16 protein-coding genes are annotated in these 21,777 nt (G+C 52.5%); 13 read left to right on the forward strand and 3 right to left on the reverse strand.

What is annotated here, in order from left to right; genetic code table 11:
• Positions 1–40 precede the first annotated feature (40 nt).
• Positions 41–1,729, reverse strand: a complete 1,689-nt coding sequence (gene ilvD, locus ACFPQ4_RS21580) for a dihydroxy-acid dehydratase (RefSeq protein WP_378113989.1) — start codon at positions 1,727–1,729, stop codon at positions 41–43.
• A gap of 257 nt (positions 1,730–1,986) precedes the next feature.
• Here ilvD and ACFPQ4_RS21585 point away from each other — a divergent pair, with 257 nt between their 5' ends.
• Genes ACFPQ4_RS21585 through ACFPQ4_RS21610 form a run of 6 tightly spaced genes read left to right on the forward strand, consistent with a single transcriptional unit; the run spans position 1,987 to position 6,752 of the window.
• A complete protein-coding gene (locus tag ACFPQ4_RS21585) occupies positions 1,987–2,289 on the forward strand; it encodes an urease subunit gamma (RefSeq protein WP_378113990.1) in 303 nt (100 codons plus the stop codon).
• 17 nt (positions 2,290–2,306) lie between these two features.
• Positions 2,307–2,675 (forward strand): urease subunit beta, encoded by a 369-nt coding sequence (locus ACFPQ4_RS21590; protein WP_378113991.1) that lies wholly within the window; start codon positions 2,307–2,309, stop codon positions 2,673–2,675.
• A 28-nt stretch (positions 2,676–2,703) separates the two neighbouring features.
• Positions 2,704–4,410: an urease subunit alpha gene (ureC, locus tag ACFPQ4_RS21595; protein WP_378114508.1), complete on the forward strand. Its 1,707-nt coding sequence runs from the start codon at positions 2,704–2,706 to the stop codon at positions 4,408–4,410.
• A 26-nt stretch (positions 4,411–4,436) separates the two neighbouring features.
• On the forward strand, positions 4,437–5,150 hold the full coding sequence (locus ACFPQ4_RS21600; protein ID WP_378114509.1) for an urease accessory protein UreF: 714 nt from the start codon (positions 4,437–4,439) through the stop codon (positions 5,148–5,150).
• A 59-nt stretch (positions 5,151–5,209) separates the two neighbouring features.
• A complete protein-coding gene (ureG, locus tag ACFPQ4_RS21605; protein ID WP_378113992.1) occupies positions 5,210–5,887 on the forward strand; it encodes an urease accessory protein UreG in 678 nt (225 codons plus the stop codon).
• Positions 5,871–6,752, forward strand: a complete 882-nt coding sequence (locus ACFPQ4_RS21610) for an urease accessory protein UreD (RefSeq protein WP_378113993.1) — start codon at positions 5,871–5,873, stop codon at positions 6,750–6,752. Before ureG ends, ACFPQ4_RS21610 begins: the two co-directional genes overlap by 17 nt.
• A gap of 72 nt (positions 6,753–6,824) precedes the next feature.
• Here the strand turns inward: ACFPQ4_RS21610 and ACFPQ4_RS21615 are convergent, their stop codons facing one another.
• Both ACFPQ4_RS21615 and ACFPQ4_RS21620 read right to left on the reverse strand, forming a co-directional pair.
• Positions 6,825–7,481 carry a 3'-5' exonuclease gene (locus ACFPQ4_RS21615; RefSeq protein ID WP_378113994.1) on the reverse strand — a complete coding sequence of 219 codons (657 nt, stop codon included), beginning with the start codon at positions 7,479–7,481 and terminating at the stop codon, positions 6,825–6,827.
• A gap of 140 nt (positions 7,482–7,621) precedes the next feature.
• Positions 7,622–8,113: a DUF2269 family protein gene (locus ACFPQ4_RS21620; protein ID WP_378113995.1), complete on the reverse strand. Its 492-nt coding sequence runs from the start codon at positions 8,111–8,113 to the stop codon at positions 7,622–7,624.
• A 277-nt stretch (positions 8,114–8,390) separates the two neighbouring features.
• On the opposite strand from ACFPQ4_RS21620, the gene ACFPQ4_RS21625 reads away from it, so the two are divergent.
• The 7 genes from ACFPQ4_RS21625 (at position 8,391) to ACFPQ4_RS21655 (ending at position 21,775) form a co-directional block, all read left to right on the forward strand.
• On the forward strand, positions 8,391–9,647 hold the full coding sequence (locus ACFPQ4_RS21625; RefSeq protein ID WP_378113996.1) for a protein phosphatase 2C domain-containing protein: 1,257 nt from the start codon (positions 8,391–8,393) through the stop codon (positions 9,645–9,647).
• A gap of 12 nt (positions 9,648–9,659) precedes the next feature.
• Positions 9,660–11,012, forward strand: coding sequence for a trypsin-like peptidase domain-containing protein (locus ACFPQ4_RS21630; protein WP_378113997.1), 1,353 nt, complete (start codon positions 9,660–9,662; stop codon positions 11,010–11,012).
• A gap of 27 nt (positions 11,013–11,039) precedes the next feature.
• The gene (locus ACFPQ4_RS21635; protein WP_378113998.1) at positions 11,040–11,768 is read left to right on the forward strand and encodes a PP2C family protein-serine/threonine phosphatase; all 729 of its coding nucleotides are present in this window, start codon (positions 11,040–11,042) and stop codon (positions 11,766–11,768) included.
• A 20-nt stretch (positions 11,769–11,788) separates the two neighbouring features.
• The gene (locus ACFPQ4_RS21640; protein WP_378113999.1) at positions 11,789–14,437 is read left to right on the forward strand and encodes a protein kinase domain-containing protein; all 2,649 of its coding nucleotides are present in this window, start codon (positions 11,789–11,791) and stop codon (positions 14,435–14,437) included.
• A 34-nt stretch (positions 14,438–14,471) separates the two neighbouring features.
• Positions 14,472–15,041, forward strand: a complete 570-nt coding sequence (locus ACFPQ4_RS21645) for an FHA domain-containing protein (protein ID WP_378114000.1) — start codon at positions 14,472–14,474, stop codon at positions 15,039–15,041.
• A 164-nt stretch (positions 15,042–15,205) separates the two neighbouring features.
• Positions 15,206–16,441: an S-layer homology domain-containing protein gene (locus ACFPQ4_RS21650; RefSeq protein ID WP_378114001.1), complete on the forward strand. Its 1,236-nt coding sequence runs from the start codon at positions 15,206–15,208 to the stop codon at positions 16,439–16,441.
• Positions 16,442–16,453: 12 nt separating this feature from the next.
• A complete protein-coding gene (locus ACFPQ4_RS21655; protein WP_378114002.1) occupies positions 16,454–21,775 on the forward strand; it encodes an Athe_2463 domain-containing protein in 5,322 nt (1,773 codons plus the stop codon).
• The last annotated feature ends 2 nt before the right edge of the window (positions 21,776–21,777 follow it).

The raw sequence follows: 21,777 nt of genomic DNA on the forward strand, positions 1-21,777 counted from the left end.
ATTGAATTCTGCCCACCCTTTGTTTTTGCTGATATCGCGATTACATCTTCATAACGCCGCCGCGGCTTGCATTCGTGACGAGCGCAGCGTAACGGGCGAGATAGCCGCGTTTGATTTTCAGTTCGAAGCCCGGCCAGTTCGCGCGACGTTGTTCGAGCTCTTCGTCGCTCACTTCGAGCGTGATCGTACGGTTGTTCATGTCGAGCTCGATCATATCGCCGTCGTTAACGAAAGCGATCGGTCCGCCTTCGGCCGCTTCCGGAGAAACGTGGCCGATCGAGATGCCGCGCGATGCGCCGGAGAAACGACCGTCGGTGATAAGGCCGACTTTCGTGCCGAGGCCCATGCCGACGATTTGCGACGTCGGAGCGAGCATCTCAGGCATGCCGGGACCGCCCTTCGGACCTTCGTAGCGGATAACGACGACGTGGCCTTCTTTGACTTTGCCGTTCGCGATGCCGGATAGCGCTTCGTCTTGCGAATCGAAGCAGATCGCCGGTCCGCGGTGGTAGCCGCCTACGGATTTGTCGACCGCTCCGACCTTGATGATCGAGCCGCCCGGGGCAAGGTTACCGAACATGACGGACAAGCCGCCTTCTTTGGTGTGCGGATCGTCGATCGGACGGATGACGCTGTGATCCGTAATTTCGCAGCCCGCGACGTTCTCGCGAAGTGTCTTGCCGGATACCGTCATTTCGTCGCCGAACAGAGCGCCGTCTTTCTTGAGCAGCTCGTTGATGATCGCGCTGACGCCGCCGGCGTTATGCAAATCTTCGATATGGTGGTCGGAAGCCGGCGCGAGCTTGGACAAGTAAGGTACGCGCTTCGCGACTTCGTTGATGCGTTCGATCGGATACTCGATATCCGCTTCGTGAGCGAGCGCGAGCGTATGGAGAACGGTGTTCGTCGATCCGCCCATCGCCATGTCGAGCGCGAACGCGTTGTCGATCGTATTCTTCGTGACGATATCGCGAGGCTTGAGGTCCATTTTGATCAGTTCCATCAGTTGACGCGCGGATTTCTTGACGAACTCTTTGCGTTCTTCGGCGACGGCCAGAATCGTGCCGTTGCCCGGCAACGCGAGTCCGAGCACTTCGGACAAGCAGTTCATCGAGTTCGCCGTGAACATGCCGGAGCAAGAACCGCAAGTCGGGCAACCGTATTGTTCAAGCTCGGTCAAGCTCTTCTCGTCGATTTTGCCGGACATGAAGGCGCCTACGCCTTCGAATACGGAAGTAAGGGAAATCGCGCGTCCGTCGCTCGTGCGGCCGGCTTTCATCGGTCCGCCGCTGACGACGATCGTCGGAATATTGACGCGCAAGGCTGCCATAAGCATGCCTGGCGTGATTTTGTCGCAGTTAGGAATACATACCATGCCGTCGAACCAGTGCGCGTTAACGACCGTCTCTACGGAGTCTGCGATAATCTCACGGCTCGCGAGCGAGTAGCGCATGCCGATGTGGCCCATGGCGATGCCGTCGTCTACGCCGATCGTATTGAACTCGAAAGGAACGCCGCCTGCTTCTCTGATCGCTTCTTTGACGATTTTGCCGAATTCTTGCAAATGCACGTGTCCTGGGACGATATCGATGTAAGAATTGCAAACCGCGATGAAAGGTTTTCCGAAATCTTCTTCTTTAACGCCTGCAGCGCGCAGCAAGCTGCGGTGAGGAGCGCGATCGAAGCCTTTGGTGATCATGTCTGAACGCATTTTTTTGTTGGCGGACATGGGTTGTCCCTCTCTTTCAAGGTATATTCCTGTTAGTCATATTCTTGAGTTTAGCATAGAAATAGAGGGATTGACCAGTGATCGTAGCTTAGGCGATAACATCCAACTATTATGTCACATACATGTTATATAGTTAACAATTACTTGCAAATAATCACAACTTTTCGCAACCAAATGTAATAAAACATTACATAAAAGATTTACTTCCGCGGACGGCTTTTCTATAATGGAAGAAAGTTCAAGGGAGGAGCAGTGGCATGAATCTTACGGAACGCGAAAAAGAGAAGCTATTGATCACGGTAGCCGCGGATTTGGCCCAGCGGCGCTTGGCGCGCGGCGTGAAGCTGAACTATCCCGAATGCGTGGCGTTCATTACGTCCGCGATCATGGAAGGCGCGCGCGACGGCAGGACGGTTGCTGACTTGATGGCCTACGGGACGACGCTGCTTGCTCGCGATCAAGTGATGGAAGGCATCCCCGAGATGATCCATGAAGTGCAGGTGGAAGCGACGTTCCCGGACGGGACGAAGCTCGTAACGGTACATCGTCCGATTACTTGACGAAGAGAGGGATGCGCATGATTCCTGGACAAATAAAAGCGAAGGCCGGGGAAATCGAGTTGAACGCGGGAAGACGGACGGTTTCGTTAATCGTCAACAACGTCGGCGACCGGCCGGTACAAGTCGGCTCTCATTTTCATTTTTTCGAAGTCAATCGCTCGCTTACGTTCGATCGTGCCGACGCTTTCGGCATGCGATTGAACATTCCGGCGGGTACGGCGGTCAGGTTCGAGCCGGGCGAAGAGAAACCGGTCGAATTGACGGAATTGGCGGGAGCAAAGCTGTCTTACGGCTTGAACGGATTGGCGAACGGAACCGCGTCCGGCGATATGTCCGAAGAAGTAGCGGCGCGATTGGCCGCATGGCAAGCTTTAAGCGAATCGTAATGGCGGGGAGGGGGAGCGCTTCATGCGCATGGATCGGCAGCAATACGCGGACATGTTCGGACCGACGACCGGAGATGCGGTAAGACTAGCGGATACCGGGCTATGGGCCGTCATCGAGCAAGATTACACGGTGTACGGGGACGAGTGTAAATTCGGCGGCGGCAAAGTCATCCGCGACGGAATGGGGCAATCGAGCCGCGCGACCAGAGACGAGGGGGTGCTCGACACGCTCATTACGAACGCCGTAATTATCGACCACTCCGGCATCGTGAAAGGCGACATCGGCATCAAAGACGGACATATCGTCGGCATAGGCAAGGCGGGTAACCCCGACATTATGGCGGGCGTCCATCCGAATATGATCGTCGGCGCAAGCACGGAAGTTATCGCCGGTGAAGGCAAGATCGTAACGGCGGGCGGCATCGACACGCATATCCATTATATATGCCCGCAACAGATCGAGACGGCTTTATCGTCGGGAGTGACGACGATGATCGGCGGCGGGACGGGGCCGGCGACCGGCACGAACGCGACGACGTGTACGCCGGGGGCTTGGCATTTGCGCCGCATGCTGGAGGCGGCCGAAGCGTTCCCGATGAATCTCGGGTTCCTCGGCAAGGGCAACGCGTCTTCGCTGCCGCCGCTCGTCGAGCAGATCGAAGCGGGCGCAATCGGACTCAAGCTGCACGAGGATTGGGGAACGACGCCGGCGGCGATCGACGCTTGCTTATCGGCGGCGGACGCGTACGACGTGCAGGTCGCGATCCATACCGATACGCTCAACGAAGCGGGCTTCGTCGAAGATACGCTTAGGGCGATCGGAGGCCGCACGATCCATACCTACCATACGGAAGGCGCGGGCGGCGGTCACGCGCCGGACATTATCCGCGCGGCGGGGGAGCCGAACATCATTCCTTCCTCGACGAATCCGACGCGACCGTTCACGGTCAACACGATCGAGGAGCATCTCGACATGCTGATGGTATGCCACCATTTGGACAGCCGTATTCCCGAAGATGTCGCGTTCGCCGATTCGCGCATTCGGCCGGAGACGATCGCGGCGGAAGATATTTTGCACGATCTGGGCGCGTTCAGCATCATTAGCTCTGACTCTCAAGCGATGGGCCGAGTCGGAGAAGTCATTCTAAGGACGTGGCAGACGGCGGATAAAATGAAGATGCAGCGCGGGCAATTGGCGGAAGACGCAGAGGATGGCGACAACGGCCGCATTAAGCGGTACGTCGCCAAGTACACGATTAACCCCGCGATCGCGCACGGGATCTCGCATTTGGTCGGCTCGCTCGAGCCCGGCAAATTCGCGGATATCGTCGTATGGTCGCCCGCCTTCTTCGGCGTCAAGCCGGACTTGGTGTTGAAGGGCGGCAGCATCGCCCACGCGCAAATGGGCGATCCGAACGCGTCGATTCCAACGCCGCAACCGGTGTTCGGGAGATCGATGTTCGCCTCGTACGGGAGGGCTTTGACGCAAAGCGCCATTACTTTCGTCTCGCAATCGGCTTTCGATCGCGGCATCGCGGATGAGCTCGGCTTGCAGAAGCGGATTGAACCTGTCAGAAACTGCCGGAACATCGGCAAAAAAGACATGATCCACAATAACGCGACGCCGGATATTCAGGTGGATCCGGATACGTACAAAGTCACAGTGGACGGAGAATTGGCGATTTGCGAGCCGGTAGCCGTCTTGCCGATGGCTCAGCGGTACTTTTTGTTCTGACGCACGATCGGAGGTTGACGGCATTGGTGGATCATCACGGCGCATCGGCGCTCGGATTATCGGATACTTGGCTCTCCATGCAGCTGTTGCTCGACTCCGCGCTGCCGATCGGCGGGTTCGCCCATTCGTTCGGGCTGGAGACGCTCGTGCAGGACGACAAGGTGCGGGACGGCGCGGGCTTGCGGGCTTACTTGGAAGGGATGCTTCGGCATAGCTGGTCTACGAGCGATCTGATGATCGTTAAGGCGGTCTACGCGTCGCCGCCCGGAGACGATTCGTACGCTTACGGCATCGAGCGGCTCGTGCACTTACAGCGCGTCGCGACGGAGACGAGAGACGGCATGGAGAAAATGGGGCGAAGGCTGCTCAAGCTAGCTCCGGAGCTGTTCCCGGAATTGTCGATCCGGCATGTGGCGGAAGCGGCGCGCGAAGGGCGATGCTTCGGCAGCTATCCGCTAGCTTACGCCGTCATCTGCAGAGAGTTGGGGATCCCGCTCGACCGGGCGGCCGAAGGCTATTTGTACGCTTCCGTCGCGACGACCGTCAATGCGGGCTTGCGGCTTATCTCGATCGGTCAGACCGAAGCGCAACGGATTACGGCTTCGTTATTCCCGATGCTCGGGGAAGCGTGGCGGGCGGTGCGCGATATGGCGCCGGAAGATGCCTACGGTGCGATGCCGCTCGCGGATTTGGCTATGATTCGCCACGAGACGCTCTATTCGAGGTTATTCATGTCATGAATGTATTAAAGCGGCAATTCGGAATGACAACATAAACTTAACTATTCGGAGGGATTGCTATGTGCCAAGGAAAAGAAGGGCAACATCATCATCACGGGTGGGAGACGCCCGAGATCGTAGGCGGCAGACCGATGCGGATCGGTATCGGAGGACCTGTCGGCTCCGGCAAGACGAAGCTGGTCGAGCAACTCGCCTTTCAATTGAAGGATAAGCTGAACTTAGCGGTCATTACGAACGATATCTATACGAAGGAAGACGCGCGTATCTTGACGGACACTGGATGCCTGCCATCGGAACGGATCATCGGCGTAGAGACGGGCGGATGTCCGCACACGGCGATCCGCGAGGACGCTTCGATGAACTTCGAGGCGGTCGAAGAACTGGAGGGGCGGTTCCCGAATCTCGATCTCATCTTGATCGAGAGCGGCGGAGACAACTTGGCGGCAGCGTTCAGCCCCGAGCTCGTCGACCGGTTCATCTATATTATTGACGTCGCCCAAGGGGAGAAAATCCCGCGCAAAGGCGGGCCGGGCATCATGCGCTCCGACTTGCTCATCATTAACAAAATCGATCTCGCACCATACGTAGGCGCAAGCTTGCAGGTGATGGAGGACGACTCCAGACGCATGCGCGGCGACAGGCCGTTCGTGTTCACGAACTTGTTCGGCGGCGACGGACTCGACGTCGTGGCGGGATGGGTCGCGCAGGAGGCGGGCCGCCATGCGGCGGCTATCTAGCGCGGCGGAAGCCGAAGAAGTTTCCGTGCTTCGCCCTGCCGAGCTATGCGTCGTCGCGGGGCTCGTCTACGGGCGGCCGGAACTGATCTCGCGCTATCATACATCCCCGCTTAAGATCGCCAAAACGTTCCAGTTGGACGGTAATGGAACGAAGCAACTAGCGGTCGTACAGATGGACGGTTCTCCAGGGCTATTGGAAGGAGATCGGTATCGCTTCGATTGGCGCGTGCAGGAGAATGTCAGAGTGTACGCGACGAACCAGGCGTACACGCGCGTACATCCGTGCGGCGAAGGCGAATCGCGGTTGACGCAGCGGTTGGCGCTGGAACGGAACGCCGTGCTGGAGTGGATGCCGGAGCCCGTCATGCTGTTCAAGGACGCGCGGTTTGCAAGCGAGACCGAGATCGATCTCGCGGCTGGAGCGATCTGCATGGCGAGCGATATTTTCAGCCCGGGCAGGTTATCGCGAGGGGAATCGTTCGCGTTCCGCACGTATGACAATCGGGTGACGGTCCGGTATAACGGCGAGCTCGTCCATTATCAGCGGCAACGTTGGGAGCCTTCGCATATGCCGCTCCGGTCGGCAGGTTGCTTCGGCGACGCGACGCATATCGGCTCGTTCTCGATCTTCTCCGATCGGGTGAACGCTAGTACGGCTGCCTCGCTTCGCGAATGGTTGAACGCGGCTCCCGCGCTTGCGGAAGGCGTGAGCTGGGGCATCTCGCATACGGCGCGTTACGGCGTCGTTCTGCAAGCGGCGGGAGGCGCCGCCTGGCGTTTGGAGCGGATCATCCGCGCGGCGTGGGACGGCGCAAGGAAGCTGCTGTTAGACGAGCCGCCGCTTAGGTTGTTACGCAACAAATAAGGCAGGCGCATACGAAGGGACTGTTTCCAATCCTCCGAAGCTGGAGGGGAAACAGTCCCTTATTCGTCGCGCTTAGTCTTTGGAAAACAGATTGGCGAGTCCTGCGAACGGCAAGTTCTCGTAGTGGTCGGTTTTGTAGACGACTTCGCTTTCGATCTTCGCCTCTTCGCTGATTTTGTTATGTTTGAACTGCAGCTTGTCGTACAGCTTGACGAGAATTTGCGCGGTGTTCATCGCATCGTCGAGCGCGCGGTGGTGGGAGCCCTCGAACGGAATTTCGAGCATTTCGAGCGCGGGCTTCAGCCCCATCTGCTGCTGTTTTTCGAGCTTATATATTTTGGAGAGCATCTTCTGTAAATTGTTATGGTTCACGATCCATTCTGTCGGGATCTGATGCTGGCGGCATTCTTGCACGAGCTGGCGCTGATCGTCGGGACCCCACGCGCACAAAAAGTACTCTTCGGATCCGATCCAATCGGTGAAGTCGCGGACGACTTGGGAAAGCGTGCCCGCGTCGTTAACGTTATCTTGCGTGATGCCGGTGAACGACATCGTGTCCGTTGTTAGCTGCGGGACGACCACCGGTTTAACGAACGATTGGAAGGTGGATATAATTTGCGGCACTCCGTCGGCTAAACCGACTTTCGCGGCCCCGATTTCTATGATTTCGGCGATTTGGCCTTTCTTGCGCCTCACCGTCATTTCAAGATCATATACGATAATGGTCAATTTCAAGCACCTCAAGGACATCGATGGATAGAAAACGTATCCTTGTTATTATAGTCTTCCGACGGCATTTTGTCAGGGGATGTTAACAAAAAAGTAAGAACCCCGCGCGGGGCGGGGTTCGGTCGTCATCTATGCGGAAATCAGAGGGTCGGCTTGAAGAACATGAACAGGAACAGAATGATGCCCAAAGTCGTGGCGATGTAATTGATTGCGTTCACTTTGCTTACAGCAGCGCTCAAAACATCGTTGGCAGGCTTCTCGGAATCATCCGTGGAAGCGAACGCTTGAGCGGCTGCTCTGGCACCCGCGGGAGCCATGAAGCCGATGACGACGATCTGAATAATAACGTAGAGCGCGATCGAACCGTAAATCCACAATTGATCGAAGCCGTAGTCGCCGAGCCAAGCGAGCAGCAAGCCGGATACGACCGCGAGAGAGCCGAGAATTTTCGGAAACAGTTCAAGCTTTTTGACTAGTTGCAGCGAGTTTCTCAATTGGTTCAAGGTTTGGCCTTTGCGTAGAAGCACATGGGAGAAGAATGCGGGACCGATACCAACAATCGCGGAAATTACATGGATTGCGACTAGCACGTTAAGCCAATCCTCCGAAAAACTGTACCCATTGATCGACATTCCAACAATTCCTCCCATGATTTGGGTTATTAACCAATCAGATAGTAGCACGTATTCGCGCGTTTGACAACAAAATTTGTTACTAATCGAGTAGTTCCGCTATAGTTCTCTTGTGCTAAATTTGGTAGTATAAATGAGAATTGTTAGAATAATTTGCTATTTATTTCGTTCATTTTGGCTATAAATATTCGCTTGCAACGGTCTCTGATAAGTATATTAGAATGCCGTTTTTTTAGTACATAACGGATCGGGTTTGGCGTAATTAGGGGGACAAGGCATGTGGGTTAGGCGGGGCGTTCGTTCATCGAAGAATTCATTCGCAGTTGGGATCTTGATAGCGGTGTTATGCGTATGCGTGCTGCTACTGGCATGCGCGGGTCGGGCGGAAGCGGAATCGAAGTTGCCGTTCCTCAAATCGATCGCAGGAGAAACACCTGCGAGCAGCGCGAGCGTGGAACCTAAGGAGAGCGAAAGCCCGGTACCTGCTGAAAGTGGAACTCCGGAAACGGCGAACGATCCGAACGCCGAGCCTAAAGCTGCAGCCGACGAGGATGGGAAGGCGAATTGGACGAAGCCGGTGTGGATCGGGGGAATTGCCGTCGCATGCGCGGCTGTCGGATTCATTGCCGGCGCGTTGGTCGCTCGCAAGCGAAGGGGCAGAGCTTCTTTGGGTAAGAACAAGCCGGAGCATTCGCCCGCGAACGAACTGACGGAATCTCCGATGCAAACTGCGGTTTCATCCGGCATGGTGTCCGGGACCGGCTTCGCGGCGAAAGTCGTGCCTGGTAATGCCCAGCATATCGGCGCGCGGCAAGAACAACAGGACGCTTTCGCATTTTCGGATTTCGACGACGAATCGCAAGTACGCCTTACCGGTTTTTACGCGGTGCTCGCGGACGGGATGGGAGGTCTCGCCAAAGGGAGAGAGACGAGCAATCTCGCGGTCGGCACGATGTTGCGGCAATACGGGGAGAGGAAGGCGTCGGAATCGATCCCCGAAGCGCTATTAAGAGGCGTGCGGCTTGCCAACGAAGCGGTCTGCCGATTGGCGCGCGATTCCGATATGGAGTGGAACATCGGAACGACGTTAATGACCGCGGTCATTCAAGAGGGTAAGCTGTATTGGATTTCCGTCGGTGACAGCCGGATTTATCTCGCTAGACAAGGCAACGTCACGCAATTGACGACGGATCATGTCTATGGCCGCAAGCTGCAAGAGGACGTAAGGAACGGCATTATCTCGCGGGAGCAGGCGGAGAGCCATCCGGAGCGGGCAACTTTAACAAGCTATCTGGGTATTCCGGAAGTGCAGGAGATCGATAAGAACTTGACACCGTACCCTCTCCAGCATGGAGATTGCGTTATGTTGTGCAGCGATGGCTTACACGGAGCGATTACGGAGTCGGAGATGAGCCGGTGCTTCACGGAAGGCGGACATCCGCAGCAGATCGCGGAGTCGCTCGTGCAAGCCGCGCTAGCCAAAGGCATTGCGAATCAAGATAACGTTACCGTAGCGATATTAGCTTATAGGTAGGGGGCGGCGAAGTTGGACAATTTATCGGTCTTTCGTAAGTTAGGCGGATATTTCGGCGCGATTAGCTTGCTATCCGGGTTGTTGATTGTTCCGGTCGCATCCGCGGCAACGCCGGAAGATAAGATTCTGAAGGCGCGGGAGAGCGTCGTGCGCGTTTACGCGCCTCTCGATGAGGAGCAGGCGAGTCTCGGTACGGCGTGGCCGGTCGGGACATCCGACGAGGTCAAGTATTTCGTGACTAATCATCACGTCATTGACGGAACGCAGGCGGTTTTCATCGTCCACGACGAGCCGCAGTCCGAGGATTCGCTAATCCCGGCTAAAGTTATCGATTTTTATACGCAAGACCGTCAAGATCTAGCGTTGCTCGAGCTGGAGCGTCCGATCAAGATGAAGCCTTTCAAGCTCGTCGAGAGCAAGGACGTTAGCCCGATCGAACACGTATGGACGCTCGGGTTTCCGGGCATCGCGGACAAAGCCTTCGGCAAAGAGCAGCAGCTTGATTCCAGACCGGAGAACGTAACGATCGCCCAGGGCAACGTTAGCAAAATCGTCGATGACGTGTCGCAAGGAAGAGCGATGTATCAGGTTACGGCGACAATCAATCACGGCAACTCCGGCGGACCGCTCGTTAACGATAACGGAGACGTTATTGGAATTAATACGATTACGATTACGGGAGAAGACGCGCAAGGTCTATACGGGGCAGTGCAAGTGGATGAACTGATTCCGTTGCTTGAGCAAAACGACGTAGAATACGAGCTCGCCTCAAGCGGCAGTAAGGGCGGAAACGGGAGTTCGAACAGCGATGACGAAGAGTCTTCCTCTTCTAGCGACACGCAATGGTATTGGATCGGGGGAGTCGTTGGCTTAGTCGCGGCGATTGTGGTCGTAGTTAACCTCAACCGTCGCAAGCAGCGTCCGATGGCCGTAGCGGCAGGGGGCGGCGTCTATCCGCAATTTCCAGTGCAGGCGCCGGCGCCTAGCGTGCCTCACGTCGGACCGGTATCACCTCCTGCGTCTAGTCCCGATTATTATGAAGCGCAGATAAAGCCGCCTTCTTTGTTCGGTATTACTGGAGAGTTCGCCGGCAACGACTTCGATCTGACGGGCGGGCCGATCTCGATCGGACGCGATCCGTTGCAAAGCCAGCTCGTGTTCACGAATACGCCCGACGTAAGCCGCAAACATTGCACGATACAATACGATGCGTTGAACGACCAGTTTATTTTGGAAGATAACGGCTCTTCGAACGGGACCTACCTGCAATCTGGAGAAAAGCTCGTACCTGGGCAATTTTACGCCTTGCAGCGAGGAGAGCGATTCTATCTTACGAATCCGAACGTGCTGTTCGAAGTTAGATAAGCTTGTACACCGAGGGGCGGTGCGGCGATGAAGTTCATTGCTGCTTCAAGTAGCGAGGCCGGCGGCAGGAAATCGAACGAGGATTATTGCAATTACGTGCAGCAGCAACGATTCGGCTGTTGGGTCGTCGCGGACGGGCTTGGCGGACATGAAGGCGGAGAGTTCGCTTCTCTGATCGCCGTTTCCAGAATCGTCGAGACGGCAGGCCGCAAAATGCTGCATTCGGACGCGATTATGAGGTATTACATTCAAGAAGCCCAGGAAGCGCTGCATGCGCGGCAAAAGCTAGAGATGCGTCTCGCCTCGATGCGTACGACGATCGTCGTGCTAGCCAGCGATCATAAGACCGCTTCATGGGCGCATGTGGGGGATTCTCGACTCTATCATTTTCGGGACGGGGCAATCGCGTCGGAGACGAAAGACCATAGCGTCTGCCAAAGTCTCGTTAATTTAGGGGTAATTACCCGGGCGCAAATTCGTCAGCATGAAGACCGCAGCAGATTGTTACGCGTGCTCGGAGCGGAGGGGGCGGCTCGGCCGGACGTTCGTACGAACGTCACATTGAAGCCGGGAGATCGATTTCTGCTCTGTACGGACGGATTATGGGAATACGTCACGGAGACGGAGATGGAGATCGATCTCGCGAAGTCGGCAACGCCGAAAGATTGGATCCGGCGAATGGAACAGCGTCTTTTGCCAAGAGTGAAACCCGGGCATGACAATTACTCGTCTATCGCGATTTTCGTAGAGTCTTGAGGTAAGGAGGGGAGAAGCCGATGAATCTACAGCAGCTATGCATGGGATGTATGACGAACAAAGGCGAGGCATCGCAATGTCCGACTTGCGGATTCGTGGAAGGAACGTTGCCGGAATCGCCGCAGCATCTAGTGCCGCGAACGATGTTGAACGATCGCTATTTGCTAGGCAGAGTACTGGGACAAGGCGGATTCGGCATTACTTACTTGGCTTGGGATATAAATTTGGATACAAAGCTGGCCGTGAAGGAATATTTGCCTCGCGATTTTGCGACGAGATCGGCGCAGCAGACGGAAGTGTCGGTCTATTCCGGTGACAACCGGCAGCACTTCCTGAGCGGCCTCGAGAAGTTTCTCGAAGAAGCGAAAATACTCGCTCAATTCAACAACTCGCAAGGCATCGTATCCGTCAGAGACTTCTTCCGCGAGAACGGAACGGCGTATTTGGTCATGTACTATTTGGACGGGATTACGTTCAAGCAATATCTCGAGCAAATGGGAGGCAAAATCCCGTTCGAGACGGCCAAATCGATCATGAACCCGGTGCTCGAAGCGCTGGCCGACGTGCATGCCAACGGCTTGCTGCACCGGGATATTAGTCCGGACAATATTTACATAACGACGGGACGACAAGTCAAGCTGCTCGATTTCGGCGCGGCGCGTCATTCGATTACCGAGCATAGCAAGAGTTTGTCCGTCATCTTGAAGCCAGGCTTCGCCCCTGAAGAGCAATACCGGACTAAGGGAAAGCAAGGTCCTTGGACTGACGTTTACGCGGCCGCGGCTACGCTTTATCGCTCGATCGTAGGCACCGTGCCGCCGGAGTCGCTTGACCGAATGGAAGAAGATACGCTGGAGCTGCCGTCTAGCCTTGGCGTGGCGATTCCGCCGCATGCCGAGACTGCATTATTGAAGGCGTTGTCCGTGCGGGCGCCTCTGCGCTATCAGTCGATGGGCGAATTCCAGCAGGCATTGTCTGGCGGAGGAGCGATGTCGCCCGATCAACAACCGACGCAGCCTTATCGGGATCCGAATGCGACCGTGCACGTCCCTCAGCAAGCGCAAAGCGCGGGTGGGTATGGACATGAGGCATCAGGTAGTCCGGCGTATCCGGTGAGCGGGGCAGGCGCGGCAAGTTCGGCAAGTCCTCAGCAGGATGCGCGGCAGCCGTTCTTTGCGCAGTCTTACGGAGGTCAGCAACCGCAGTCAACTCAGCCGTATCAACAAGCGCCATCGCAACCGTATCAACAAGCGCCATCGCAAAACTATCAACAAGCACCATCGCAACCGTATCAACAAGCACCAATGCATGCTCAGTCAAACGCCCCTTATGTATCGTACAATCCGCAACCGCGTCCGCAGCAATCGAGAAAAGGGCTCTGGATCGGTTTGATTTCCGCGCTAGTCGTCGTTGGTCTTGGAATCGGCGCGTTCTTTTACATCTCGGGAGGCGGCGAAGACAAGAAGATCGGCAATTATAAAGGCATGGCAATCGCCGACGTACGCAAGGAACTGCGGAGTAAGGGGATTAAATACGAAGTCGAGGAAGATTACAACGACAAGTACGACAAAGGGGAGGTTATTAAACAGTCCCCGTCTTCAGGCACGACAATGGAATCCGGCGATGTCGTCGAGTTGACGGTCAGCTTGGGAGAAGAGAAAGAAGAACCGTCGCCTGCACCGTCCGATGATCTCGTCGAACCGTCTCCGTCCGTGGAACCGACGCCATCCGCCGAACCGGATACCGGAGGCGAGTTGACCGCGGATCAACAATATTTTGCTCAAACATCCGGCGTGTTCGAGACGTATCCGCTTTCTACCTATCAGGTTGCCGATTTGAATAGTGACGGAACCGTCGAGTTGGGACTCGGATATCCGCTAGACAACGGAAGTGCGCAGGTGACCGCGTTCAAATGGAACGGAAACGGATTTACGGCATGGGGAATATACGACGTGCCAGAGTCAGTGATTGGTCTCGCTCGATCACCGGGCAACGGCACGGATACGCTCGTGGCGATTGCAGTCAATAAAATATACGAGATGGGAATGGATCAAGGAACAACGCCTGTAAATAACTTTATCGAGACGGATGAACAACTTCTCGAAGTAACTTACGGACGGTTGGATAGCGATTCCGTCGGCGATGTTGCGGCCCTTACCACTAGAGACGGAACCTATTACATCACGTATAACGTATCATCGAATCCGAGTTCGGAAGCGCTGACTCTGGAGAAATACCCAAATAACATGCAACTGGCCGATTTGAATGGCGACGGGATCAGCGAATTGCTCTACTGGGGAGAAGACGGCACGATTCACGCGAACGAGTGGAACGGCAGCAACTTTGAAGAAACGGCCTTGTTCTCGTTCGGAGAAGGTATTCTGTCATCCAATTTCCATACCGCCGATATCGACGGTAACGGGACGTACGAGGTCGTCACCGTCAGCGAAGTGAACGGCGTCCTTCAAGGAAGAGTTTGGAAGTGGGATGATGCGCAGAAGAATTTGGTCTGTCGGCAAATTTTCGATTTGTCCGGATTCAGCGCTGCGGTAGCACCGTTATTCGGTGATTTCGACTACGACGGACATAACGATATCCTCGTGCTGGATGTCGATTCGAACGACGCGGGCAACACCTATTTCACGCTGTTCAAAGACGGAGCGCTATAAGCGAAGCCGTACATTTTCATAGGGAGGCAATCGCATGCAAAATGTTCGTTGCGCCAATGGTCATTTTTTCGATCCGGTAAAGCATAATTTCTGCCCGCATTGCGGCGTTAAGGTCGATGGCGGTGGTAACGGGGGCATGCAGCAGACTATGCCGCAGCCTCAGGCGGGGATTCCGCTCGTATCGCCTCGTCCGGTTGCATCGCCCATCGCTAGCGATGAAGGCAAAACCGTCGGCATGTATCGCAAAAAGCTCGGCATCGATCCGGTCGTAGGCTGGCTCGTCTGCATCTCAGGCGCCGATAAAGGCAAAGATTATCGCTTGCGTACCGAGCGCAATTTTATCGGCCGCGGCGAGTCGATGGACGTACGAATTTCCGGCGATGAGTCGATATCCCGCGAAAATCATGCGATCGTCAGCTACAACCCGAAGAAAAGCCTATTCCGAGTGTTCCCCGGCGAAGGGCGCGGCATCGTCTATTTGAACAACGAGGAGATTATTGCCGCGGAAGAGTTAAAAGCAGGGGACGTTATCGAAATCGGGCAAACGAAGCTTATGTTTGTGCCATTTTGCGGCGCGCAGTTCCAATGGGATTCGGAATCCTAATTAGCGGTTGTTAAATAATGTCTAATAATGGTATATTGTTTGCATATGGTTTGAATGAATAACATACCGCAGCCGGAAGCACCGCGCATTCAAGGAGACCCCTTGTTTCGTGGTGCTTTTCTAATGCGTGCTAAGCCTAATTCAACTCTAAGGAGAGCATCCAAATGAAAAAAATCGCAGCTATATTAGTAGTTCTAGTCATTCTCGCAGTTCTACCCACTTATGCAGAGGATAAGGCGAGCACGCCTGCTTTTAAGGATGTTCCTGCAACCCACTGGGCGTACGATTATATTAACGAAGCTGTCGCGAAGGGGATCGTGAATGGCTATTCGAATGGAACGTTTAAGCCAAACGATCCGGTAACGGTTGCAGAGTTTTTGAAGATGATCTTCCTCTCGATGTCGGAAAAGGATCCGGACGGGAGAATACATTGGAATCGATCGTTAGAAGCGTTGGTGCCCGATTGGGCACGGAGAGCATTATATGATCCACGTGTAAGCTTCACGCAAGGCACTCCATGGTATATCAACTACGCAGAAAGCTCGAAGGCCATGGGTGTAATACACGAATATGAATATGAAAAGCATTACGATGATAAACTCACTCGCCTAGATGCCGCATACATGATCGATAATTTGGATAGTTACTTTCATGGAAATATAGATTTTGGATATGCTGATGTTGCCGGTCCACAGTTATTTAAAGACTTGAATCGTGCAAATGGTCTAGCGGCGCAAAGGAAAATTGCAAGTGTTGCTCTTCGTGGCATTATGGTCGGCAGTAACGGTTACTTTAATCCAACTACGACGATTACCCGTGCAGAAGCCGTGAAGATCGTGGCTTTGCTTCCAGATGTATCTAAGAGAAGTAAGGTTAATGTAAGTCTAAAAGGTGTTCCGTACTCCATGGTCACGAATCCAGGTTATCAAAGCAGAGTGTTTGTATTTGCAAATGAAGAAATGAAGGTAGTGTATGACAAACTTCGCGCCGCACAATCTTCTTACCAAGGGTCGACGGATGAAGAAAATGCCGGACTTAGTTATTATGAAAATGCAGATCAAAAAGCAAAAGCTTTTCATCAGTTATATTACGTAGATATGTCAGACACGGGGACTTACACCGATATGTATATCTCGTTTACGGGCAACAATTATACGCTTAATCTCATAACGGTTGATGGATATGCAGAGAGAGCTCTTAAACCTCTTTATCAAATGATAGACATACTCTATAAAGACTCTGCACCGGTTAAAAAAATGATCGAAAGTGCTATCGCGGCAAACCGTAAAGGGCAAGCAGTAGATGTTAAAAAAACGCTTGAACGGCGGGATATTTTACTTTATGCCCCTTCAAATGCAGATGCGATCAGTATTTCGATAGGCGCATACGGAGATAAATAGGAGGACTAGCAAATGATAGGACGCAGAGGGCGTAGAGATAGATACATTACTTTCACCTTGCTACTCGGTTTTTTAGCCTCCATTTTATCTGTTGTTGCGCAACCCATTTCAGCAGCAACAACGGATAATGTCGTGGACTGTAACGCCGGTCATACAGAACTTAAGCCGCCGCCAGGTTTTGATCGCTGCATACTTGTGTCAGGAAAAACGAAATTGTTTAACCAAAAGCTATACGATGAGACGAAACTTGTCGCTTACGGCAAACTTGCGGAAGTAAACTTGAAATCAACAGATTTCAAGTCGCGTTGGTTGGATCTTGAGGGAGAGGAACACCCCAATACATACGAGAAGCTAGAGGGGGACAATCCACCGGTTAAGCATCCGTACTACAAAAGTTCAGACACCGGAGAAAAAGGCGAGTATCGCTATCACGGATACGATCGAAACGGAAATCTTTACGCGAATAATAATTTCCCTCGTGATGGCGGTGCAGCGAGCAATGTGGATCCGGAAGATAAAATGTGGATTTATCGGCCATGGGATAGCACGGTTATTCCAAGTTCAAATAAAAATAAACCAAGCGGATTTTCGCCATTAAAATTGTTTGGTAATAACCTTACTGATGCGAAAGATATATATTCTAAAGGACAAAACACCATTGACGCTGTTAATAAAATCATACATGTCAATAACTTCAACGGTGGGATTATTGAAACGAAAAATGATTATCCGAAGGATCCAGAAGGTAATAAAACAAAACGAAATTTGTTCGATTACATGTACGTAGAACAAACACCGTCCACGTGGGCTGGCGGCCAAGGGCGCATGCTTAACCAACGTTCTGACGGCAGTATTTGGTACCAAGAGTTTGCTATAGATCGGTTAAAGAGCAGTAGCAAAAAGAAGCCTGGGATGAAGAGTACAACTGTTAAGCCTACGAAAACACTCAACGAAAAATGGGTTATCTCAAGTACAGCAAGTCAGACCCAAGTCGATTTAAGAACGGCACCGGAAAATTGGAAATGGTCCTTCGATTTTTCTTCTATCATCAACGACGATCGCAAAGTTGACCCGAGTGACGACGACGTGATGTTCAAGGATCGATTCCGGAAGCTTGAATACTATACCCGAAGTGATGTGAACTACTGGCAATTCACGATTACCTACAACATTGCGGGTAAGACGCCGATCGTAAACACCTATAAGACGGATCAGAACGGCAAAGTTATCTTCGATAACGATCGTCAGATCGGAAGGTTTACCGATAGTGCAATCACTTTCAATAAGAATGACTTCTCTATCGATGATCAAGTCTTTATACAGTTACATGCAGAGACACATTATGAATCTGAGAATGTTGCCATGACGTTTGATAAAGGCGATGCGAGCTATACGATTTATTTTAAAGACACGGTTCCGATATTTGTTCCGGATTTGCCTCATAGAGTGATAACAGATCCAGATCCGGCATTACCGCCTCTGCTTTCCTGTGCTGCTACAATCCCTAAAGATGCATTCGACATTGTATCTTATGGCGCATCAGATCAGACGGACGCTAGCAAAGTCCAATCTCGCAAAGTATTTCTGGATGGAAGACTTATAAGCGATGCTGATTTCTTTAGCGGAAACTATGTATTCGGTGATGACCTCGACGGAATTCATCAAATCATGGTTCAGTGGGTTCCATTTCCGACTAACGACCCTCGCATAGAGGATCCGGCAGGCTATGATCCTGGCTGTCAAAGCGTACGCTATGTTTACGTGCACGATACGGTACCAACGGCACAGTTTCTCTTAAAGGGTGGATCCTTTAAGGAGAACCGCAAGATGACGGTAGATGACACATCGGCGCAAGCGGTTGATGCTTATGTGCAAGCTACTTATCCATTAGTCGATTGGCAATGGTCTTGGTCGGCGCTAGGAGAAAGTAGCGATGCCGATCGGAGATTAAAAGTTAACCAAGCGCAGCATAAAGAATTTCTATATAAACAACCTGGCCGGTATCAGCTTACGCTCACCGTTAAGAATGCGCTAGGTCGAACGTCAGAAGCCTATGTCCTGCCATTTAGCGTGCTTCGCGACGAGAATCCTGCCGTAATCTTTTATCCTTACTCTAGTGAAATCAGCCGTGAGGATGCGCTTACTCCTTCTTATGATGCGGTAAGTACCGATGGCGACGTGATATCTAACCAAAGTTTTAAGGTTTACTATGACTCGGCGGGGGATGAGACGTACACGCAGCTCATCGACTCGTTTACGAGCCCAGTTCCACAGTATAAACCGCCGATCTCAAAGCTAGGAAAATATCGTATCGTCGTGATGGTCAATGAAAATTATGGCCAAGATACGTTCCCTGAATATTTAACTGCAGCTGATAAACGGCAGACAACAAAGCAATTTGAATTTGAAATCAATAACTACATTCCATACAGCGATATCTACACGGACATTCCTACCAAGCAGGAGCAAGTCGACACTTACTTCCTTGCCGACAAAAACTTGGCGCAAGCAAAGATCGATTACTTAAAAAGTAATGGCGTAACGATTAATAACGAACTGCGGAAGGAAGGAATAGATCCTTACGTAAGTCTGTGGGACATGCACACCTACACTTACACGCAACCTGCTTCGACAACCAATGTCACAGGTCAGAGCTACCCGCCGACATCAACTAATTATTGCAATAACGGTTATTGTGGAGTGCTTACCCGAAGCTCCATAACCGATAATGGTTCGAACCAAGATTTCGGATCAGACAAGCTCAAAGATATGTCAGATACGCAAACGAAAGAAGCAGTTTGCACGAATACCCAAAATGTCTCCTATGACAAAGATGGTCATGGGACGGAGAGTTTTACTGGGTCGTGTGGCGACAGCTACGCCTATGATAGTGGTGGTTATAAGGGTAGTTTAAGCAGAACCTATACCAGTCCTTCAAGCGGATGTCCAAGCACCGACACCAGTAGGAAAAATGGGTCATGTTCCACACTCTATACAGCACACTACTCTGGATCGGCAACTAGAACATGGCAAGAATCATACCATGAGTATGATTGGAGATGGGTAAGCAATTATTACGGTTATTACTCAGGTACCATCAGTAAAGACGTGCGCCAGCTGTTAACGAATCCATTTTCGAGAACGACTTCGACCAAATACGTGATTTACATCTCCGACGGAATCGTTAATGAGCTTGCGGACTTTAACCAAGTTAAAGGCTTGTCGGATGCCAGAGTTATTCTCGTCGGCACATCAGGGATTCAATCGCAATCTTCACCAGCTGACTATATTGCCAATACTGGCCAGCCGATAGAGGCGATTGTGCAAAGTGTCGTTGATCTTATTGCATCTCGTAATCCACCAACGGCGACGCAGACGGTGCAAGTGAACGAGGCATTTACTCTGCTTACGGACGAGAAGGATCCGGAACTTGATCCGATCATTCAAAAGCAGACGATGTACGTCCATAACGAGAATTTCTATGACAATCCGACCGGACATGCAGCATTTGCGAAGGCGGCATACGATCCTACCGGTTGGTCTGCGGAGACGTTAAAAACAAGCTTCGCTTACCCTGGGGAGTACACGATTTACAGGCGAGTCAAAGATCAGCCTTCTACGGATCCGAAGCTCGCGCAATACAGTTACTACTCCAATGAAGCTGAAACGGTTATCCGCGTGCATCGCAAACCATTTGCGCTGGCGACTCTCGACTGGACGTACAATATGGGTTGCAGCTGTTACAAAACGACGTGGGTAGATAAGTCGTATGATCTAGATCACAACGTTAGCGATCCGGTTGCTCGAGGTATCGTAGAACGTAAAATCCGGTACCAGTTCAATGGCGAATGGTATTACAAAATTCCGGACGAGCTGCAGCCAGGTAGCTATCACCTGGAATACACGGTAAAAGACGTTGAAGGCGCTTGGTCAGATCCGTTCGGGCTAGATTTTGTGCTGGCTGCAACACCGCCACCGCAGCTCAAGGCAAAATTGAAAGCAACAGATTCTACTTTCACTATCGCAGGTGGTGTACCGGCGAGCGAAAGCGTAACAGGTTACGAGCTTTGGACGCGATTCCCGTTAAGCGTCAACTTGCAGTTCTTAATGGGTAGCTACATTAACAAAACCGTTTCATATTTCACGGGAACGATGAGTGGTAGCGACATTAGCTGGGATGATTACACGACGGCCATTCCTGCGACAACGCCAGATGGGACTTATAATTATCGAATTCAAGCTAACGGTGTAAATGGGACTTCAGCGTACCAAGACTTTAGTATGAAGGTTTTAACGCCGATTAATCTTGTGCCGCGCGTCGATAGCGCAACGGCGACAGATGTAACGGATATCGTCACCAAGGATCCAATTACCATTCGGGCCATAACAACGGAGTATCCCAACCAAACAATCGTTAAGTTGTTCAAGGGAACTTCTTATCAGCAATCGATTAGCTTGACGGGCACGGTAACCGCGACGACTGGTGTTGGAAGCAAGACGTGGGTATCTGCGGCCTACACCGTTCCGACGATACCCGATGGCAATTATACATTCGAATGGACATCTAGAACGCCGAACGGGAATGTCCAAGTTGTTTCTAAAGTAATCCATGTCATTAACAACCGACCGCCGACTGGAGATTTCAGCTGGTCGCCTTCGCCGGTGTACGAAGGAGATATGGTTCAGTTCAGTACGGCGGTTGACGATCCGGATCAAGACGCGTTACAAGTGGCCTACGAGATAACCTCGCCAACAGGAACAAGGCAGTCTTATAACTATCAAAGGAATGCTCCCTATCTCCAACATAGCGGACCTTCTTTGCGCATGCTAACTCCTGGACTTTGGACGGTATCTATGACGGTAAGCGACGGGACGGCTCCACCTGTGTCCATCATGAAGACGATTCGCGTCGAAGCGCTTTCGGTGATAGGCACGGTTAAGCATACGCCGGAATGGGAGAGTAATCGTCAAGTTTACAATTCGAAGCATAACCCGGATCGATCCGCGGACACGTTCTGGGCTGGCGAAGCATTCGTTTTGGAAGCGGGGACGACGGATACCGGAGCTTCAAGCACGAAAGCAGTCAGCGTTACCGTTAGCATGTTCGACGGGAACGCGAAGACATTATCCGCGAACGATGCCGTTCGAAGAACAAGCTGGAGCGGTATTTTACGCAGTGCCGACACGAATATTGATTTCTTGCAATTAGAAGACGGAGCTTATACGTTCGTTTTTACGGCGACTTATTCGAATGGGACCGTGAAGACGGATGCAGTTACGATCACGATCTCCGATCAAGTGTATGCTTTCGTAAGGGTACACCGTCTACAATAGGT

The sequence above is a fragment of the Cohnella yongneupensis genome, assembly GCF_042655785.1.
Classification (GTDB): domain Bacteria; phylum Bacillota; class Bacilli; order Paenibacillales; family Paenibacillaceae; genus Cohnella; species Cohnella yongneupensis.

Coding starts and splice junctions, on each gene's coding strand:
- ACFPQ4_RS21590 (WP_378113991.1), top strand. CDS start 2,307: ATGATTCCTGGACAAATAAAAGCGAAGGCCGGGGAAATCGAGTTGAAC.
- ACFPQ4_RS21640 (WP_378113999.1), top strand. CDS start 11,789: ATGAATCTACAGCAGCTATGCATGGGATGTATGACGAACAAAGGCGAG.
- ACFPQ4_RS21635 (WP_378113998.1), top strand. CDS start 11,040: ATGAAGTTCATTGCTGCTTCAAGTAGCGAGGCCGGCGGCAGGAAATCG.
- ACFPQ4_RS21610 (WP_378113993.1), top strand. CDS start 5,871: ATGCGGCGGCTATCTAGCGCGGCGGAAGCCGAAGAAGTTTCCGTGCTT.
- ACFPQ4_RS21585 (WP_378113990.1), top strand. CDS start 1,987: ATGAATCTTACGGAACGCGAAAAAGAGAAGCTATTGATCACGGTAGCC.
- ACFPQ4_RS21625 (WP_378113996.1), top strand. CDS start 8,391: ATGTGGGTTAGGCGGGGCGTTCGTTCATCGAAGAATTCATTCGCAGTT.
- ACFPQ4_RS21620 (WP_378113995.1), bottom strand. CDS start 8,113: ATGTCGATCAATGGGTACAGTTTTTCGGAGGATTGGCTTAACGTGCTA.
- ACFPQ4_RS21655 (WP_378114002.1), top strand. CDS start 16,454: ATGATAGGACGCAGAGGGCGTAGAGATAGATACATTACTTTCACCTTG.
- ACFPQ4_RS21645 (WP_378114000.1), top strand. CDS start 14,472: ATGCAAAATGTTCGTTGCGCCAATGGTCATTTTTTCGATCCGGTAAAG.
- ilvD (WP_378113989.1), bottom strand. CDS start 1,729: ATGTCCGCCAACAAAAAAATGCGTTCAGACATGATCACCAAAGGCTTC.
- ureC (WP_378114508.1), top strand. CDS start 2,704: ATGGATCGGCAGCAATACGCGGACATGTTCGGACCGACGACCGGAGAT.
- ureG (WP_378113992.1), top strand. CDS start 5,210: ATGTGCCAAGGAAAAGAAGGGCAACATCATCATCACGGGTGGGAGACG.
- ACFPQ4_RS21650 (WP_378114001.1), top strand. CDS start 15,206: ATGAAAAAAATCGCAGCTATATTAGTAGTTCTAGTCATTCTCGCAGTT.